This window comes from Desulfoferula mesophila, assembly GCF_037076455.1.
Classification (GTDB): domain Bacteria; phylum Desulfobacterota; class Desulfarculia; order Desulfarculales; family Desulfarculaceae; genus Desulfoferula; species Desulfoferula mesophila.
Genome location: NZ_AP028679.1, coordinates 210,892 through 230,298 on the forward strand (window position 1 = coordinate 210,892; position 19,407 = coordinate 230,298).

The window sequence follows — 19,407 nt, forward strand, 5'->3', positions numbered from 1 at the left end:
CTTGCGTTTTGCCTGCCTCCATCGCGATTGCCCGCATAAAACATATCATTGCATCAGCAAAACGGAGTCTCGTCTTGTCGGACATAATGTCTCCCTCCAAACGCAGCGCGCTCATGTCTCGTATCCGTGGCAAGGACACGGGACCAGAGATGATTGTGCGCAGGCTGGTCCATTGTTTGGGATACAGATACAGGCTCCACCATAAGAAACTGCCAGGTACCCCAGACTTGGTTTTTACAAAGAGAAAGAAGGCTCTCTTCGTGCATGGATGTTTCTGGCATAGGCACGAAGGCTGCAAGAATGCGGTCATGCCAAAGACTAGGCCAGAATTCTGGAGAGAGAAATTTCACAGAAACGTGGAGCGCGACAGGGTGGCTGTCAAGGATCTGGATAAGTTGGGGTGGGAGGTTTTGGTCGTCTGGGAATGTGAAACCAAGGACTTGGATGAGCTCGGTCGGAAACTGTGCAGCTTTCTGGGCTGATCTTCCGGACGCAACGGCTTCCCGGGCGTTAGGGAAACCCGTCCCATGAGACGTCAGATCAGACCGCTCGTTGCATCGAGATGCTTTTGGTCCTGGTATCCGCCTTCGAAAGGATTGACATGACGCATTCGCCTATTGCCTTGGCCATCAGTGGTGGCACCGCATTGCCTATTTGTCTGAACGCGTCTCCGGTGTTGCCCTCGAGTTGGTATGAGTCTGGGAAAGACTGAATCCTTGCCGCTTCTCGTATAGTGATTGTTCGGGCCTGATTCGAATCGAAATGGATGTGCGAATAAGTGTCCTTAGAAAGGTGTGCAGTCAACGTCCATGAAGGCTGGTCGGGTATTAGTTTTCTCCACTTTTCCTCAAAAGAATCTGGTGAGTATGGTGGTATGTAGTTAATTCGCACAGGCGAAGGCAATCCTTCCTTTGGCCAAACGACGCAAGCCTCTTCGTATAGCCTGTTGGCGACTTCTAGCGCCTGCGGATATTTGTCATCCGGCTTCATTTCAGCAAATATTCGAAAGTCGCGCGGATTCCACCTACAGAAGTGGTCCGTGACTTGGTCGCTTTTATGCCTGTTGTTCCAATCGCGCATCATTTTGCAAAACCAGTTCCTCGGTGCTCTAACATAGTCGACCGGATGAAAACAGGCCCGAAAAGAACGATATTTAAGGTTATTTTTAAGGGCGTGTAGATGTTCCTTGAACTCAGGGAGATCATCAAAGGCATCTCTCACCGAGACTGCTGTCCGCACGGGAAAGTCACTTCCGATGGTGCGCGGATCTACGTAAAAATCCAAATTACGCCAAATCTTTAAGTCTGGTTTAGTTCCAGAGTAAGTCCCAGTATTATGGACGGAATGAAATTGTTTGTTCGGAAAAACAGGCAGTAAATTTAAGTCTTGGCGTACGCCCATTATTATCACACGTTCTCGGACCTGGGGAACACCGTACCATGCGCTATTCAAGATTGTGCACTTGGGAATATATCCTGCCTCGCTCACTGCATTGCAAACATCTTCAGCCACATTGCGTCCTCGGAGATGCAGTATTCCTGTTACGTTCTCGAACAGGAACACGCGTGGCTGTAAGATCTTCAGGAGCCTGATAGCTTGCTTATACAAATTGTTCCTGTCATCGTTTATGAAGGCTCCTCGTTTGCTGGCAAGAAAATCAAGCTTTCCGCGCCCTATCTTTGAAAAACCCTGACAGGGTGGAGAGGCAATGAGCAAATCTATTTCACCTACCTCTTCATCGTCTATTCGCTTGAGAATTTTGTCGTTCGTAATGCTGCGAATGTCTCCTTCTTCAGGGCCGGTGAAGTCCAAGGGACGTATACCAAAATTCGTTTCTAATGTTCTGGCCGCAACTGGATCGCATTCCACTGCCCCCAGTAAATCAAAGCCGGCGGCCTCCAACCCGAGACTGAATCCGCCCGCTCCAGCGAAAAGATCGTATGCCGAAAGATCCGTGAAAGAAGGTTTTGGAATATTCACCAGTTAAGTCCCTCGCCTCACTTAAGAAAACCAAGGCAACACGACCCACCCAGGCTAGACCGCATCCCACACCGGGATGGATTGGTCAAATTGCTTGCTATAATTGTATGCACTCAACATATCGTATGTCAATTGCCGATCACACAATATGTTGTACGCGATCATTCTATATTGATGCCGAAAGGTTAGCACTCATCCTTGCTGGGCGCTCGAACTCGCTCCTTCGTAAAGTTGAATATTTCCGAAGGACTCGGATCGATCACGTCCTCGGGATATGTGAACTTGGCCAAGTCCTCTTTGAGATACGATAAGCCGTAGGCTACGGAAAGTCTGTTCATCCAGTGTTCCGACCCGTCCGGCAAATCCAAGTCCCTTGGAATCGGCATGCCGAGCACATCGGGATTCATGCCGGACCGGAAAAGATTACTATGGAAGGTATCCTGCACGGCGTTACCGTATGGGTTGTCGCAGTGCCCACCGCCTCCAAAGATGATCCTAGTGCCACGAAGCTGATCCTTGATGTACAATTTTTTCTTCGCAAGAGCGAGCGTCTTCTTGGTTCCCTTAAGAATCTCTTCCTTGATCAAACCCTTGGCTCTGATAAGTCTTGGGTCGTTCTCTTCCTGCTCCTTTTTCTTTCTCAGTTCCTCCAGTTCACGTTCGTTCCATCCATTGCTATTGTTTGATGCCAGACGTTCTACCATACTGGATCCGTACGGGAGTATGTTCGCACTAAGGTAGGTAAGCTTGTTACTTGTTTCATCCCGAATAAATATGAAAACGGCTTGGTCGACCGAACCCGCTCCCGTGTCCGAGAAAAGGTAGATGCCTTCACTTGATGCGCGCGATCTAATGAAGCCTTGGACGTTGGCGCTGACTTCCGGGTAAATGAAACACTGCCCATTTCCACTATCGTCCGTGTCCCCCCCAAAATTTTCCATCAGCTTGCGGATCTCCCTAATACTCAGTTGGGATTCCGACGACATGATTTCCGAGAGGTGCCAAGCCTTGAAAAGAACGTGCCGGAACATGCCATTGACTTCTGCTTGGCCCTCACTGGATACCGGTACTGCCAGATTGAGGGCGAGGTAGTCTTCTGGATGGGAACTGAATTTCGGGAATCTCGACTTGATATCCTTGAGCACGTCGCTGATCGCGCTGGCAAGAAAGAAGATTGAGCCACACTCGACCAGCTCTTGAAGTCGGCTCCCGTCTCCAGATCCCAAAGCCTTGGCATATGGTGTCAGTACGGGGTCTTGGAGTTCCGACTTGGCTATCTTGATTAATGCCAGCTTCAGGTTAGGAAGGCAGTCAGCAAGATAACATACGTCAGTGTTCCTTTGTCTGATGAAACGGCCATCCACGTATATTACATTGCTGGGAATAAGAAATGGCTGCAGAGAGTCATTGTCTTCATCGATGCAAACCCACGCCTTGTCTTTGAAGACATCTCTACATATGCATTTGGAGTAGGACGTCCCGAAGTCGAAACCGATCTGCACGAAATAGGGATCTCTCTGACTTCCCAAATTATCCTCCCCCGTTTCCTGGTTTGATCTAGCCAGTCTCCGTAGCCATTTGAATACAGACATGCGATTCACTATTTCGTTCAGATGCGGTGCTCGTTTCAAGTCGGATGTGTAAAGATCAGTCTATGCCTCAAACTACCCAAGGCTAACTGACAGCCAAGAAGACCCCAGCTGCCACATCCGCCTGTTCGCACTCGATCGTTGCCCGCTGGTTCAGTTTAGATATGCGGTTCTCTTTGTTCTCAATCGATCGGTCCAGTTTCCTCTGGTTCAGATCGATTATGTGCGGTTTTCTTACTTCTCTCGTGACCGTCTCTAGGGCCTTTCTATTTGCAGCGATCACCCGGTCGAAAAACGCCGAAACGCGTCGAACCCTGATTCGGTGCATGTTTTCGTTGTTAGCGTCGAATTCTGTGATCGCTCTGCTGAACGACTCCATCATAGTGGACTGTAGGTTCTCTTGTGAGCTGAGCAAGGTGTCCAAGTCGAAGTCGAGGTGGTCCCAGTCCCTTCCAGTTTCCAATAGCTGTCTGACTATACTTTCCGCTTTGGCTTTCAGATAGGTACTTCCGGTCTCAATGTTTTGTACGGCGTAGGCCAGGATTTCCTTGCTCGCGATACCCTGCATCCTCCATCTCTCGATCCTATATGTATAGATGCCCGGATTGAGTTCGGGGTGCTCCAAGAGCAACGCAGAGACGTTGTGGAACCTGTGCTCTCTCTGGCTGTTTATGGCAGTCACCCATTTGATTAGGGGGGAAAGGTGGTTCGCGAAGTGCACCTTCTGCTGCAGGGTTGCCGGCAATCTGGCTTTGATCTCGTTGTCGAAAGTCAGGTTTATTTCCTTTTGTCTTAGGGGTCGCGCTAGCAAGCTCCTGTCTTCTTGCAGATACGAGGAGAGGGACATCTGTGCCACCGGATTGAGCTTAAGCCTCAAGCAGCCCGTACTGGGAGTATTCTGGTTCAGCTCACATCCATGGAACTCCCGTTCAAAGAAGTCAATCAGGTAGTCCTCCAGTTCCTTCGGCTGAACGTAGCGACCTTTTTCTCGGTCCTCCTCGATCTGTTTCTGGACATAGTCAGACAGGGCGATGAGAGTGTCCCCCGATTCCTCAAGTGCCTGCAATTGTCTAAGCCTGGTCTCGATCACCTGTTCCGACTGCTCCATCATCTTCAGTTCCTGTATGGGACTTAGGCGCTGGCTCAGTACCTGCATCTGTAGCTTTCTCACCTCGTTCCCGATTACTGCCTCGAGATCGCCTAGACTGTTCCTGAACCGATCAAGCTTTTCGTGGAGTCTTTCATACAGTCTCTCTTCGACAGTGTCCTCGACCTTGAAATTGACGATGGTTAATTTCTTCGATTTTTGTCCGATCCGGTCGATGCGCCCTATGCGTTGTTCCACGCGCATAGGGTTCCAGGGCAGATCATAATTAACCAGAGTCTTGCAGAACTGCAGATCGATGCCCTCGCTGCCTACCTCCGATGAAAGGAGAACGCGAGGCCCTGTCGGCTTGCGAAACCTAGCAATCTCCTCCAGCCGTTCGTCGATAGACATGCTACCGTGGATGATCGCGACCGAGACATCATCGTTGCCTAGGCGCCGCTTTAGATAGAACAGGGTCGGAATGTAATAGGAGAAAATGATGATTTTTTCCTTCGGAGGGGTCTTACGAAGCATGTCGAGCATGATGAAGTACTTGCTGTCATTCTTCTCGAAATCGAAGTCCAGAACCTCCTCGAGTTCTTTCGGATCCAGGATGTCGCCGAATGTGAGCTGGTCTGAGGTTGCGAACAGTTCGTCCTCGAGAATCTCTTCCGTCAATTCCTCAATCTCCCCGAATCGTCCGTCGACGATATCCTGGGCAACCACGGGGAGGCAGCTTGCCGCGCGCAGCTGTAGGCCCAACATATGGAATATGTGAAATGGGCGGTCTTCCTGCAAGCACTTTCTCCTGACCACCTCGAGGATAGTGTCGTACAGGATCATCTCCTCCGGCTTGTACTTGACTGTCAGGACCACGGCATGCCGTACTGGTCGGTTCTCCTTCACCTGCACTCGTCTTGTCCGGTTAATGTATCCACCCAGCAGATTCAGCCTTTCGCCAAGGTCGTGGCATAGAGCGATGCCCTGTTTGTCGTTTGGATCCAGGCTTTCGATCTCCTTAACGAGTCTGGTATATAGAGGCGATTCTTCGATAAAGTTGCTGTGCGCCATGTCTGCGGCAGCTTTTCTAACCTTTTCCATGTCTGGGGGCTGACGGGAAAGTTCATTGCAGAGTTGTACTGTTGGCCGGTTGGCAATGATGAGCTCTTCGAAAAGATTTTTGGTTTCAAGGAAGTCTTCGTCCACCAGCTTGATCAGATTGCGCAGATCCTCGTTGCTGTTGTTTACCGGGGTTGCCGTGATGCAAAGGACCGCATTTGCCGCATCGCAGAGGCTCAAACCCAGATTGAATGTTGAGGTGGATGCGTTGCGCATGTAGTGGGCCTCGTCGAAAAGGACCATGTCGAAAACATCATAACCCTGGTCCCAGTGCCTCAGGTCCCTCTGGAAGTTCGTTTTAGGCGAGCAGATCGATCCTTCTTCGGGCGGATTCTTGAGAAGCTTTAATTCGTTTCTGGGAGCAATGAGTCCGGAATAGGAGCATATCAGCGCGAACGAGTGAGCAGGACCCTCCTTCTTAAGTAGCTTCACCTCTCGTTTCAATTCCGAAAAGTCTGAAATCCGGGCATCGATCATGAACTTGGTTCGTAGCTCGTCCTGCCATTTGCGCTGGAGCATCTTTGGACAGACGACCAGTAGACGTTTTGCCTGATTTCTTGCTTGCACCTCGATCCAGATAAGGGCTGCCTCGATAGTCTTGCCCAAACCAACCTCATCAGCTAGGATCAAACGCTCCGTCGGTGAGTTGATGAACTTAAGGACTGGCTTGAATTGATACGGATAAAACTTTATCTGGGCGGCTTCCATGGAATAGATGACTTCGTGCAGAGTGCCTTTGAGCTTTTCGTAGGTAAGCAGCCTCTTGAAATCATCCATGCGGCCGAAGTGCCTCCTGCGAAACTTCTCCTCGATGGTTCCGCTATCTTGCCTCGGTGATTCCAGGGATTTCAGTGGAACGGATTTGATGTTACCACCAGGAAATGCGAGTTGGACCATCACGATGGGGCCTGCTTTGAAGGCTTTACCAGTGAAAGTTCCCAGACTTCCCGGATTGTTGCGATCGATTACTTGGTCGCCCTTCTTGAATGGAACTTTGAGTTTGTCATCATTGTCTTGCATCTGTGTCATCCCAGCTTTTATCAGCAGCCAAGTCTATTCTGGGGGTCGATATTTACCTGCCCCACTTTAAGGAGCACAGGTTTTAAATTCAAATCTTCAATAGCGGATTCCATGGCGTATCCAAAGTTTCTCGTGGTTCCCACAATGGTTAAGGGCACCGAAGACCAATCTAGGGTTTTCAAGCGGCCACTCCAACCAGATGTTTTAAGATCATCTGTTCACACCCTTAGCAAGGCAGGTAACAATCATTAGGCTTAATGGAGTTGACTGGATCATAACGTCGGTCCTCGTTTACTCCTAGCTGAACACGCAGGGTGCCATCTAGATGACCTCGCGTTCCTTTGACTGATCATCTAGGTAATGGTGTGCGATTTTACGAGCCTCTTCAAGGATCTCCTTGCGCAAAGAATCTGGCTTAATAACCTTGGCCTCCCCGCCTAAGCCAAGCACCCACATCTTGATTTCTTGCAACCCAGCAACATCGAAGCAAACTTCGAGGCTGCCGTCCTTGAGCCTTTTCACCCGTTGGCTGCTGTGCCAAATTTTTTCCCCGACCCATCTAGACCACTCCGGAGAGATAAGAATCTTTACCTCGTAGAGTTCACCCTGCATCACCTTGAATCGGTGGCGCATGTATTTCTCGAAGTCGAAGTTTTTGGGAATTTCAAAGTGGTCTTCAGTGAGTCGCACTAGTTTCATGCGATCAACCACAAACATCCTTACTTCGCCCCGCAGATGACAGTGGCCGATCAGATAGATGCTCCCGTCGTGGAACCATATCTTGTAGGGATCGACCTTACGTATGGTTTCCTTGTCGGTGCGCAAGGGCGTGTAGGCGATCTCAATGCTCTTGCAGTCTAATGCGGCTTGGTTGGCCTGGTTGATGATCTCTCGGTAAGGGCCGTATTCCTTGTAAGGTTTTATATCCACACTGAAGGTCGATTTTATGCGATCCAAATAGGCCAAGGTGGTCGGTGGGAGGGTTACCTGCACCTTCTTGAAAAGCGACTCCAGTGAATCAAAAAACGCTGTACCTTGAAAGGCCTTGATCAGGTCGCGATAGACCCAGAGTGACATCAGTTCCGTGAGGGTGAAGGGGGGAGGCACCTTGAAGCTGTAGGTGTCCACCAGAAACCATTTCTTGGCCCGGTCGACTTTCTCGGCGTAAATGGGAAATCCGGCTTCATGAAGGGCCTCGAGGTCGCGGTAGACCGTCCTGACGCTGGTTTCTTCGAGAAGCGCGAGTTCGGCGACGGTCAGGCCGTACCTGGCCCCCTCAATGGCCCTGATGATGCGCCACTGCCTGGCAAGCTGATCTCCGCGCAAGATGCCCCCTCTCTGGCGGAAAGCTTACAGTTGGGCAGACAAACAATTGCATTTTAGCTGCCCACCAAGTTCAGAGACAAGCCTTTAGAACATCTCCCTCCGGCTGGAGAATCTCCTGAAGCCAACTCTCCTGCCAGGATTGCCGTTGCCGGATCCCATGAAGGCAGATAGTTGCAGGAGTTCACCATCATGCTCCAGGCCGGCTCCGACGATGTTGTCTGTTTGGATGCGGATGTCCTCACCCAGGCCCAAGGAAGATCCCCGCTCCACCGGCGCCTCGATGGCTTCATCCAGAAAGTTTTTGGCCAGGCTCTGATTGGGCTTTGGGGTCTCCCTCCGTTGACGCCAGTCCAGGGCGTCCAGGGCGTAGCTGTTTACTATCCTTTCGAAGAATTTCTCGAAGGTGTCCTGGTAGCCATAGAGATCCAAACCGACCACCTTGCCGTTGATGGCGAATATCCCCCCCACCTGACACTCCACCAGACGGAAGGCTTTGAGGTATTCGCTCAGGTGGTCCCGTTGACTTTCAAAAAGATCGGACATCGCCTGTGAAGGGGCCGAGGCGGCCATGCTTTCTATCTTGTCATCCAAGTCGGCCCATATCCGGCCCTGATCGGCGCGAAACCCCCCTCCCATGGCCCGGCGATTGAACATGACGTCCCTGTGCTGGGCGCTTCGCAGGCTGGCGTGCATCATCCGCTTGCCACTCGAGAACTTTTCCGAACGGTAGGCCCAGCGGCCCTGCTCCACGCAGCTGACAGGCAGAATAACCTCGGTATTGGCCTGGATCAGAAAAGTGGCATTGACGATACGGTTCTGCTTGGCGCCCACCAGTTCCTCCCCGGCTACGATCAATACACTCATCGGCCCCTGGTTGATCAGGAGCAGTTCAGGCACGCTCCCCGCCTGGTCCTTTTCGCGCACCTCCAGGTTACCTTGCTCAAAGGCCTCCTCAAGGGTCATGTAGTAGGGAGCCCCCGCATCCGATGCCAGTAGGGGGAACAGGGCCATGTTTTGGTGAGCTTGGGCCCGTCCTAGCTTTAAGGGATCCAAATGGTTTTTCAAATTTTCCATATGACACCTCCCCATGTTTGAGAAGAGTCTACCGGGCCTTTTTGTCAAATCCGGTCACAGCACTGGAAAGAAAAAATGGCCGAGGCAATTTTTTTGGTTTGCTGTGACCGCATCTGACAATAACCGCCTTTATGGTAGTGCGTAGGGAGGAGAGGCGGGATGAAGCCTTTTTCAATTTTGATTTGGGCCGGTTTCATTGTTTTGACGGGCTGCTCTTCAGTTGGGATATGGCCAGTACCGCCTAGATTCAGTGCACCATGCAGTTATGCCAACGTCCCTCACCTGACGCCATACGGCACAGCGTGGCGAAACTTCAGGATACCGGCAGGCTTTCCGGTTTCTTCGCACGGTGGCTGTAATGGGTTCCGAAGCCCGGCCGGTTTACGCAAATAGGATAGAACCGAAACTTTACCACCTACATAAACATCATCCTTGCTGCATACTAAGCAGTATCAATGAGGGAATAGTTGCCATGAAGACTCTTCTGATTTTCGTAGTCCTGTTCGTGGCAAGCACCACGGCAGCCCTGGCCGCCTGCCCCTACGATCCCGACTGCCTGAACAACCCTTTCGGGGCAGGCAGTCCTTACAAGCCGGATGGCCTAATGAACCCCTACAGTGAGTACGGGAGCCCTTACAGCAACAAGTCCTGGACCAACCCTTATGCCACCAATCCGCCCAAGCTCTACGACAGCAAAGGCAAGTATCGGGGCAGGCTAAGTGTCAACCCAAACCTTCCGGACTCGACTTCCAACCCATATGGCCGCTACGGTAATCCTTATTCTTCGGAAAGCATCAACAATCCCTATGGCCCAGGCAATCCCTTTTCCGACGAGAAGATCTACGTCGTGCCGGCAGATTGATATTAAGCTATAATACCGAGCCAAAAGAGCAACAAAAACATGCTATAATTTATAGATATATTAAGAAACTAAAGTTGACAACAGTAATATGTTTAAAATAAAACTGGCTGTATAATTTAGGGAAATTTATGATCATACTTGTGAGGGAAACTCATGTATAAAACTTTGAGTAAAAATTACCGTAGGAAAGAAGAAAAAAAGAGGTTGGGAAAGGTTAATATGCATCCACCTGGCGGAAGGCCGGGAAAGATTAAGCAAAAAAATAAAAAAAAGAGAGGCGTAATGCCCTCAGTTACTTTGGCTGAATATAGAAATATTAAGGGGGACCACATTATCATTAAATGTAATCAGTGTAATTCATCTAGCATAGTATCTGTTGAAAATTTGTGTGAAATTATGTCTCCTAATGCACCTTTGAAAAAATACGCTGAAGACATAGGTTGCAGTGTTTGTGGTTCATCATCTTTATCGTTTAGATAATCGTATCGGGCCAGGGATTCATCTGATTAAATAGCTAGATTGGCTGGGCTTGAAAAGACCCGATAGATGTGATAGGAAAACTAAATTATCGAGAGAGGCGTGAGGGAACTGGCCCTGTGACCGCCCGGCAACCTGCTCCCGCAAGGTGCCAATGCCAGCCCGAGAGGGAACGATGAGGTCATGATGACAAAGGGGAGGCCTCCTCCTGCAGGGGGCATTTTTTTGGCCTGCCGCCCCAGTGGCGGAGCCGGTGAGCGATTTGAACGGCAGCTTGCAGCTCACCTTAAACAAACCTAGCTAAAGCGCCAGAGTCGAGCCCTGCGCCGGTCTGGTGTGGGGCTTTGGCTTTTGGCAGGAAGGAAACCGTCATGGCAACCAAGCCTAGAAAGAGCCTTGTAGTTCCCGAAAGACCCGAGGGATTCATCTGCCACAGAGCGGGCGACGAGAATCTACCCCCAGAACTAGTGGCAAAAGAGATACCAGAAGAGGCCCAATTCTTAGCCGGGGTGTTCTGGTCCTGGTCTCCAGCGCATTGCCTCGTAGATCGCTTTTTCCTTTCTTCCAACGAGCAAGACAACCATTGGTTGCTCTGGTTGCAATGGGCGAACGCGGACTGGGAGTGGAAAACGGAGTTGTACGCCTTCGGGCCCAAAAGAGATGTGCCTCCAGAAACCGCCGCGCTCTATCTCCTCGTTGATGCATTCAGCTATGACCGCCAAAAGGAAAGGCTTACAACCGCTTTCCACGAAATAGACGAAGAGGGCCTCCTAAAGCTCCCCCACCTCAGAGCTATCGCCAGGATTGCGTGGCCGGATGATGAGAGATACCAGGAACCCGAGCCCGAGATAGTTCCTGTTCCAAAGGCCAAGACTACTCAGGGGAATGGGGGGCCGATCCGAAAGGGGACGGGCTTCTACGCCCGGGAGTTATCCCCGACCGATCCGGTCTACACAAGTGGCTTTCAGGTCGGCGGGTGGATTACGAAAGACTCCTTTCCCAATACCAAACGCTGGGAGGACATGACGGCAGCGGAACGGGACGCCTCAGCGGCCCAGACGAAGCAGAAAATCCTCGCGGAAATCTCCAAGGGAATGCAGGAATCAGTTCCCCGCCAGTTCGGGATGGGAACATCACCCTCTACCACTGGTTCCACAGGGGAGTCCTCCAATGACGATGAATAGCTCATACATCTTCACTAGCGAGTCCGTGTCCGAGGGACATCCTGACAAGGTGGCTGACCAGATCTCGGATGCGGTAGTTGATGCACATATGGCCCTCGACCCGGAAGCCAAGGTGGCCTGTGAGACCCTGGTGGCCCCAGGCACGGTCATCCTGGCGGGTGAGATCAGCACAAGGATGCCTTGCGGCAGCGAGTTCATCAAAAACCTGGTCTCAGAGGTGATCAGGGACATTGGCTATACCACCGGGTTCTTCAACCATAAAAACTTCGAGTTCCACAACCTCCTTCACGAACAGAGCCCCAACATCAACCAGGCCGTGGAAAAGCAGGATGGCCAGATAGGTGCCGGTGACCAGGGGATGATGTTTGGCTACGCCACGGACGAGACCGAGAAGATGATGCCGCTGCCAATCTTCTATGCCCACAGGCTCATGCAGAGACAGGCCGAAGTACGCAAATCAGGCCAACTGCCCTGGCTCGGCCCTGATGCCAAATGCCAGTTGAGCGTCCGATATGAAGGCGACCGTCCCAAGGTTATAGAGACCGTGGTTTTCTCCACCCAGCACCAACCGGACAAGCAGGATATCGAGCAGGAGGTCATCGAGAACATCATCGCCCCGGTTATACCAGCCGAACTCCGCGCACTGGACATCCAATACCTGGTCAACCCGTCCGGCTGCTTCGCCATTGGAGGGCCTGAAGCGGACACCGGCCTGACTGGCCGCAAGATCGTCGTGGACACCTATGGGGGGAGTTGCCCTCACGGTGGGGGAGCCTTCTCCGGCAAGGACCCGACCAAGGTGGACAGGTCGGGGGCATACATTTGCCGTTACATCGCCAAGAATTTGGTGGCGGCTGGCCTTGCCTCCAGATGCACGGTGCAGGTGTCCTATGCAATTGGGCAAGCGAATCCAACCTCCTTTTTTCTGAACTTCCATGGCACGGGCCAAGTGGAGGAGATGAAGGCCATGGAGACGATCCTGGACCTGGTTGACCTGACTCCAGCGGGGATTATCAAACGCCTGGATCTGAGACGGCCCATATACCGCCAGACCGCCGCATATGGGCACTTTGGCAGGCCTGGCTTTACCTGGGAGGAGACTGACTTGGTGGATTCGCTCAGCCAAATCGGCTGATTTTTAGGCTGACAAAAAGTTGACCGATTCGCCCCCTTGCCGATTCCAATTGCGGCTTCGGCGAGGGGGTTTTTGCTGGCGGCTAGTCCCGGCACAATTGGGGCACATTCGGGGGATAGGGTTAAATACTCTGGTTCTATGCGCCCAGTGTGTTGCCCCATGGCAAGTTGAGATAACTATATTAAATTATATATAAAAAAGGCTTTTTGTGGCTGACAAAAAGCAGACAGATAGGTGCAAGCGGAAATTGTTGTGCCCCCCCTCTCAAAGTCCCTCAAGCCTGCTCGTTTAGGGGTCTGGGTTGGCTGGAAGTAGGCTCTACGGACCGAGGGTTCTCCCCCCCGACAAAAGGCCTTTATGAATGATATTCAGCCAAGTTCAGCCCTCACAGCAGCCATGTAGTAGGACAACGACTTCGACCTCATCTTCAGGTCATTAGGATGGGCATGGGGACATTTGGCAAGGCCAGCCCGAAGTGCAGTCAAAACTAGTTCATCAGGTACTAACCTGACTATACGTCTTGCCTAACTTTGGACGTAAATTTGGACGTAACGAGCGATGCAGTAAGGTACATTTCGCTACAAAACGCTGCGATTTGGTGCGGCTAAGTGCTTGAAATTAGGCGGGGTGCGCATTATAAGATGGATTCGTAATCAGCAGGTCGTTGGTTCAATTCCTACCGCCGGCTCCATTAATATCAAGCGGTTACGGCTTATAGCCGTGACCGCTTTTTACTGCTAGCATCCAAATAGCATCCGGTGAGAGTCGTATTTTGGGGTGCTCAATGGGACAAAAACCTTTAAAAAGTTAAGATAAATTAACATTTTTTAGCATTTTCGCGGCACGACCTTTCAAAAACCGCTTGTCGAGCCGGAGAGTCACATCGTCTGGCACGATGGGCACTAACGGGCCACCGTGCCTTCTCCCATTACTCCCGACTGCGATGGGCCAAAATCCTAACCTTTCTCCATTACAGAATTAGGGGGAGGTTATTCCTTCGGTTTGGTCAACGAACCTCCAGAAAGTGTTACTATGGTCAGGCCATATCAAGCAGTAAAGACTAGTGAATCGGTGGGGACGTTTTCTCCTACCTGATGAGAGAGGGAAACTCATGTCAGTCTGGCTAGTGCGTGCAGGAGGACAGGGAGAGCGTCAAGATTTTGCCTTGGCCGAGAACAGAGTAGTTATCGGCTGGGACGAGATGCCAGACCTGGCGCAGTACAAGACCCGCGATGCCATGGTGAGGGCAACAGAGGAAGCCTATCCCAACGAGAAACCCAAGGCAATAATCAACTGGGTTGGCCAATTGTGGGCTTTTGCGCGGCGGATTGAGAAAGATGACCTGGTCGTATTGCCCCTTAAACGGCAGAACGCGATTGCCATGGGTAAGATCACGGGGGACTACGAGTATAAACCAGATAATCCTTCTGGCGCGAAGCACCTCCGCCCCGTAAAGTGGCTAGCCCCTGATATGCCACGAGACAACTTCGACCAAGACTTGCTCTATTCCTTCGGCGCCTTTATGACCGTATGTCAGATTAAGCGCAACAACGCCGAGACCCGCATTCGGGCGATCTTGGCCGGAAAGAAATCCCCATCACCTACTGCTATCACCGAAGATGATGTAACAAGCGATGTCACCGCCCCTCCGGACCTCGAGGACTACAGCCTAACCCAGATTCAGGCCTACATCGGCCAGAAGTTCGCGGGCCACAAGCTGGCCGAGTTAATTGGGGCGATCTTGGATGCTCAGGGATACCAGACTGAGGTTGCATCGCCCGGTCCTGACGGCGGGGTAGACATCATAGCCGGTAGAGGGCCCATGGGGTTCGATGAGCCTCGCTTGGTCGTCCAGGTCAAGTCCGGGGCGAGTACGCAGGGAATAGAGGTGATGGACCGGCTGCGTGGTACCATGGTGACCTTCAAGGCCCAGCATGGCTTATTCGTGGCTTGGGGAGGGGTGAAACACACGGTTAAGACCGAGGCGCGTCGCCACTACTTCGATGTTCGGGTGTGGGACGCCGGAGACGTGGTCCAGCAGGTGCTCAGGCACTACGATGCCTTCCCGGAAGATCTCAAGGCCGACTTGCCCTTGAAGCGGATTTGGACCCTGGTGCAGGAGGGCGAGGAATAAGCATCAGCTTCGAGCGGGTGCCTTAGCCAGATGGAGGGGACTGTGAGCGTATCCTCGATTGCGCCAGATGTGATCGGCAAACTGCGAGAGGGCCTCGTGGCGTTCCAAAAAGATCCCGAGGCCAAAGACATGCTGGGATCCAGAGACGAAGTCTTAGCTCGTTTCCAGCCAACTTTCGACAAGAGCCATTTACCCGGCCTGACCGAGGATGAATTCAGGTCTTTCCTGCTTTTCGAAAACAACCGCCACTGGAGTGGTCTTCACCGTCAATCTACTCGCATATGCGAGGACATGCCCAAGCTACGTTCCGTTTTGATCGAACTTGTCGATGAGAGTCTGCCGCTGAAAGATCGGCTGAATGACGCCGAATCCGAGATAAAGGGAATGGGCAAGGCCATCATAACGGCGATTCTGACCGTGGCTTACCCAGATCGGTACGGGGTGTGGAACCGGCAATCGGAAGCAACGATGACTCATTTGGGGATATTCCCAAGCTTTGAAAGGGGGGAATCCTTCGGTAGCCGTTACATAAAGGTCAATGGAATCCTGGCGACCATCAGGGAAGATCTGGGTGTCGATTTCTGGACTTTGGATGGCCTCTGGTGGCATTTAACTAAAGACAGCCCTGGCACGGATGGCGAACCTGAAGGCGGACCCGATGAGGGACAATCTTCGGAGGGCGGAGTGGCCGATGGGCCTACCTTTGGTTTAGAGCGTCACCTACATGAGTTCATGCGAGACAACTGGGATCAATTGGATTTGGCCAAGGAGTGGGCTATCTACTCTGAGCCAGGCGACGAGGAGGCCGGTTACGAATACGTCTGCGGGGTGGGCAGGATCGATCTCCTGGCTCACCACAAGTCGCAACCCCGATGGTTGGTGATAGAGTTGAAGCGCAACCAGACTAGCGACCAAACCGTAGGGCAAGTATTGCGCTACGTGGGATGGATAAGGCGACATAAAGCGGCAGCAGACGAGAAAGTCGAAGGACTTATTGTTGCACACCAGGCTGATGACCCCATTAGGTATGCACTTTCCGCAGTTCCAGAGATAACTTTGAAATTATATGAGGTTTCATTTCGCTTGAAGGAACCAAGTGATTAGCGTCAGCCGAGTGCTTTTATTTTTTGAAAACTAGTCCTTTGGACCACCGTGGCACGACCTGTCAGAAACCGCGTGTCGAGCCTCAGACACACATCAACCGTCACGACGGGGCCCCCTTGGGGGCATCGGGCCTTCTTGCCGTGGCGAACCCACCCTGAGCGACCGTCTGCTCCGACCGCAGCAGATTGGCTACTGAGCTACCCCCACCTCCGACTCGGGCCGCCGTCACCACCGCGCGCAGCCGTCGCGGCCTGCTGTAGTTCTGGCGCCAACGATGATTCTCGGCGCTTGCTTCAGCCACCGGAACTGCGCCTGTCATGAAACCAGCTCCACGGCCAGGCTTACATAATCTGGGGAAGCTTATGCGAATTATCGCGGCAGCGCCCGCTGACTCGCATAAGCTAGATTATGTAGAACCTGGCCGGCTGGTTTCCCGCCAGGCGACAGGACCTTGCTCATGATTGGATCATTATGCTATTCAGTCTGTTGATATCCGAATATACTGCCTAACAAAAAATAGTTTGACCCTAGGGAAGCTAGAATTATGCGCGGTGATTTTGGGCTTTAATACAGATTTTTGGGGCAATAGAGCACGTAGGTTACATCTCCAAACGAGACAGAACAAACAATGTCTTTCAAAGAAGCTACTGCACGCATAAAAATTAATAAACTACTTGAAGCTGCAGGCTGGCGTTTTTTTTCGGAAGGCGGCAAGCCCGCCAACATACGGCTAGAACCCAGTGTCACCCTCAAATCCTCTGACCTAGACGCCCTCGGTAAAAACTTTGAAAAGACCAAAAAGGGCTTCATAGACTTCCTGCTTCTCGATGCCAAGGGCTTTCCGCTCTTGGTTCTTGAAGCAAAGTCAGATGTAAATGGCGGTCCAAAAGCGAGACGATTTTAGTGGCGGTTGAAAACCGTGACACATTGATTCAGTTTTCTTCAGGTGTTTTGGTGCGATGGAGGCCATGGTGGCTTCCAGGCCAGGACTCTCTGGAGGAGCGGAAGGGGTGTACACGGACATGGATCAATGGGCCCGGATCAGACTTGAGTTGCGCGATGGCCAGGCGAGCAAGCGCGAGTTAATGCGTAGAGAGGGCATCCATTGGGATACCCTGCAAAAGATTCAGAATTTTCCCGAGCCTCCCGGATACCGGCTCAGCACCCCCCGAGCCAAGCCCAAGCTTGGCCCCTACCTTGAGTTGATCGCCCGGATCATAAAAGAGGACAAAAAGGTTCCCAAGAAGCAAAGGCACACGGCCACGCGCATATATCACCGCATCAAGGAGGCGGGTTATCAGGGCAAGTACACCCAGGTAAAGGAGGCGGTGCGCGCAATCAAGCGCGTGAGCCAGGAGGTGTACATGCCCCTGGTCCATCGTCCCGGCGAGGCGCAGGTGGACTTTGGCTATGCCCTGGCCAAGGTTTCCGGGGAGCTTCGCAAGATAGCGCTTTTTATCATGGCCTTGCCGTACTCCGATGCCTTTTTCGTGGCGGCCTTCGACAAGGAGTGCAGCGAGAGCTACTGGGAAGGGCATGCCAGGGCGTTCGAGTTTTTCGGTGGGGTGCCCCACCGGATCAGTTACGACAATAGCAAGGTCCTGGTTTCCAAGATCATAGGGCCTCATGAGCGCAAGCTGACCGATGGTTTTCTCAAGCTGCAGAGCCATTACCTTTTTCGGGAGCATTTTTGTCGGGTGCGGCGTCCAAACGAGAAGGGCGTGGTGGAAGGGGTGGTCAAGTACGCCCGGCAGAATTTTTTGGTGCCAGTGCCCCAGGTGAAGGACCTGGCCGAGCTCAATGCCATGCTTTTAAGGCAGTGCCGCGACGACATGAAGCGCCGTTTGCGTGGCAAGGGCGGTAGCAAGGCCGAGGTTTTGCAGGAAGACCAGACAGCCTTTGTCCCCCTGCCTCCCTCCCGCTTCGATGCCTGCCGCAAACAGCCTACCCGGGCCAATTCATTGTCCCTGGTCCGCTTCGACGACAATGACTACTCGGTGCCGGTGGCTTGTGCCCACCATGAAATTGTGGCCAAGGGCTATGTGGATCGGGTGGTGCTCTGCCACCATGACGTGGTGGTGGCCCGCCACTCCCGATCCTGGGGCAAGGAAGGGGTGTTTTTCGACTACCGGCATTATCTGCCCTTGCTGGAGCGCAAGCCTGGCTCCCTGGACCACGCCCGCCCCCTGGCTGACCTAGATCTGTCTGAGTGCTTTGAGGTCTTGAGGCGGCGGCTGGTGGCCGGGGAAGACATGCCTGGCCAGGGCACCCGTAAATACATAAAGGTCCTACGTTTGCTGGAGGACCACTCCATGGCCAGACTGAAGCGGGCGGTGGAGCAGGCATTGTACGCGGGAGCCTATGCCCCGGAGGCCATTGTCCACCTGCTGGAGCCGCCATCATCAGGGCCCGCGGCCACCTTCCTGCTGGACGGTCGTGAGCACCTGGGCCGAGTGAGCGTGGCCGGGCCCGATATCACAGTCTATGACTCCCTCCTCGCGCAGGGAGGGGCGCTGTCATGAAGGACCAGGACAAACCCACCGTGCTCTTGGAGTACCACCTCAAAAAGCTGAAGCTGCCCACCATTCTCCGGGAATACGCGGCCATGGCCAAGGTCTGCAGCCAAGACCGCTCCGATTACATGACCTACCTGCTGCGCCTGACCGAGCGGGAGCTTCTGGACCGCGAGAAGCGGGCAGCCGAAAGGCGCATCAAGCAAGCCGCCTTTCCGGTGATCAAGACCATGGACACCTTTGATTTCAAGGCACAGCCCTCCATCAATCAGCAGTTGGTCAGGGAGCTGATGAGGGGCGAGTACATCGCCAAAAAGGAAAACGTGCTCCTGATCGGAAACTCCGGCACCGGCAAGACCCAGCTGGCCAGCGCCATGGCCTTTGCGGCCTGCGCCCAGGGAAGCAAGGTGAAATTCTACAGCGCCACCGCCCTGGTCACAGAGCTCATGGAATGCCGCGAGGAAAGACGTCTGCAACGCCTGCAGAAACAGCTCCAGCGCCTACACCTGCTGGTCATCGATGAACTGGGCTATGTGCCCTTCTCCAAGATAGGCGCTCAAATGCTATTCGAGGTGGTGGGTAGGGCATATGAACAACAAAGCCTCATGATCACCACCAATCTCCCTTTCCAGCAATGGACGGAGGTCTTCGGCTCCGAAAGACTCACCGGTGCACTGCTGGACAGACTGACCCATAGGTGCCACATCATCGAGGCCAATGGAGAAAGCTACCGGCTCCGCCAAGCCAAAAGACGATCCCAGGCAAAGCCCAAAACCAACTAAGGCAAGATCATGATTGACAGC

General features: G+C 52.6%; 15 protein-coding genes and 2 riboswitches. Of the genes, 10 read left to right on the top strand and 5 right to left on the bottom strand.

What is annotated here, in order from left to right; all coding sequences use genetic code 11:
- Nucleotides 1–86 precede the first annotated feature (86 nt).
- A complete protein-coding gene (locus tag AACH32_RS20820) occupies nt 87–482 on the top strand; it encodes a very short patch repair endonuclease (protein ID WP_350341549.1) in 396 nt (131 codons plus the stop codon).
- 58 nt (nt 483–540) lie between these two features.
- Here AACH32_RS20820 and AACH32_RS01015 read toward each other — a convergent pair whose 3' ends face one another.
- From AACH32_RS01015 to AACH32_RS01035, 5 genes are all read right to left on the bottom strand, one after another.
- On the bottom strand, nt 541–1,980 hold the full coding sequence (locus AACH32_RS01015; protein ID WP_338604479.1) for a DNA cytosine methyltransferase: 1,440 nt from the start codon (nt 1,978–1,980) through the stop codon (nt 541–543).
- Nucleotides 1,981–2,165: 185 nt separating this feature from the next.
- Nucleotides 2,166–3,482, bottom strand: a complete 1,317-nt coding sequence (locus AACH32_RS01020) for a hypothetical protein (RefSeq protein WP_338604482.1) — start codon at nt 3,480–3,482, stop codon at nt 2,166–2,168.
- Nucleotides 3,483–3,654: 172 nt separating this feature from the next.
- Nucleotides 3,655–6,795 (bottom strand): DEAD/DEAH box helicase, encoded by a 3,141-nt coding sequence (locus AACH32_RS01025; RefSeq protein WP_338604485.1) that lies wholly within the window; start codon nt 6,793–6,795, stop codon nt 3,655–3,657.
- Between the two features lie 321 nt (nt 6,796–7,116).
- The gene (locus tag AACH32_RS01030) at nt 7,117–8,121 is read right to left on the bottom strand and encodes a helix-turn-helix transcriptional regulator (protein ID WP_338604488.1); all 1,005 of its coding nucleotides are present in this window, start codon (nt 8,119–8,121) and stop codon (nt 7,117–7,119) included.
- 84 nt (nt 8,122–8,205) lie between these two features.
- Nucleotides 8,206–9,195 carry an ARPP-1 family domain-containing protein gene (locus tag AACH32_RS01035; RefSeq protein WP_338604490.1) on the bottom strand — a complete coding sequence of 330 codons (990 nt, stop codon included), beginning with the start codon at nt 9,193–9,195 and terminating at the stop codon, nt 8,206–8,208.
- Nucleotides 9,196–9,667: 472 nt separating this feature from the next.
- On the opposite strand from AACH32_RS01035, the gene AACH32_RS01040 reads away from it, so the two are divergent.
- The 9 genes from AACH32_RS01040 (at nt 9,668) to istB (ending at nt 19,386) form a co-directional block, all read left to right on the top strand.
- Nucleotides 9,668–10,057 (top strand): hypothetical protein, encoded by a 390-nt coding sequence (locus AACH32_RS01040; protein ID WP_338604493.1) that lies wholly within the window; start codon nt 9,668–9,670, stop codon nt 10,055–10,057.
- A gap of 153 nt (nt 10,058–10,210) precedes the next feature.
- Nucleotides 10,211–10,537 (top strand): hypothetical protein, encoded by a 327-nt coding sequence (locus tag AACH32_RS01045; RefSeq protein ID WP_338604495.1) that lies wholly within the window; start codon nt 10,211–10,213, stop codon nt 10,535–10,537.
- An 82-nt stretch (nt 10,538–10,619) separates the two neighbouring features.
- Nucleotides 10,620–10,716, top strand: a riboswitch (SAM riboswitch).
- A 61-nt stretch (nt 10,717–10,777) separates the two neighbouring features.
- Nucleotides 10,778–10,858: riboswitch (SAM riboswitch) on the top strand.
- 47 nt (nt 10,859–10,905) lie between these two features.
- Nucleotides 10,906–11,718: a hypothetical protein gene (locus tag AACH32_RS01050; RefSeq protein WP_338604497.1), complete on the top strand. Its 813-nt coding sequence runs from the start codon at nt 10,906–10,908 to the stop codon at nt 11,716–11,718.
- On the top strand, nt 11,711–12,853 hold the full coding sequence (gene metK, locus AACH32_RS01055) for a methionine adenosyltransferase (protein WP_350341550.1): 1,143 nt from the start codon (nt 11,711–11,713) through the stop codon (nt 12,851–12,853). The genes AACH32_RS01050 and metK overlap by 8 nt, the downstream gene beginning before the upstream one ends.
- 1,165 nt (nt 12,854–14,018) lie before the next feature.
- Nucleotides 14,019–14,987: a restriction endonuclease gene (locus AACH32_RS01060; protein ID WP_338604503.1), complete on the top strand. Its 969-nt coding sequence runs from the start codon at nt 14,019–14,021 to the stop codon at nt 14,985–14,987.
- A gap of 42 nt (nt 14,988–15,029) precedes the next feature.
- On the top strand, nt 15,030–16,091 hold the full coding sequence (locus AACH32_RS01065) for an endonuclease NucS domain-containing protein (RefSeq protein ID WP_338604506.1): 1,062 nt from the start codon (nt 15,030–15,032) through the stop codon (nt 16,089–16,091).
- Between the two features lie 628 nt (nt 16,092–16,719).
- Nucleotides 16,720–16,995 (top strand): hypothetical protein, encoded by a 276-nt coding sequence (locus AACH32_RS01070; RefSeq protein ID WP_338604509.1) that lies wholly within the window; start codon nt 16,720–16,722, stop codon nt 16,993–16,995.
- Nucleotides 16,996–17,113: 118 nt separating this feature from the next.
- On the top strand, nt 17,114–18,613 hold the full coding sequence (istA, locus tag AACH32_RS01075) for an IS21 family transposase (protein WP_338599205.1): 1,500 nt from the start codon (nt 17,114–17,116) through the stop codon (nt 18,611–18,613).
- Complete coding sequence (gene istB / locus AACH32_RS01080; RefSeq protein ID WP_338599592.1) at nt 18,610–19,386, top strand: IS21-like element helper ATPase IstB; 777 nt, start codon at nt 18,610–18,612, stop codon at nt 19,384–19,386. The genes istA and istB overlap by 4 nt, the downstream gene beginning before the upstream one ends.
- Nucleotides 19,387–19,407 lie beyond the last annotated feature (21 nt).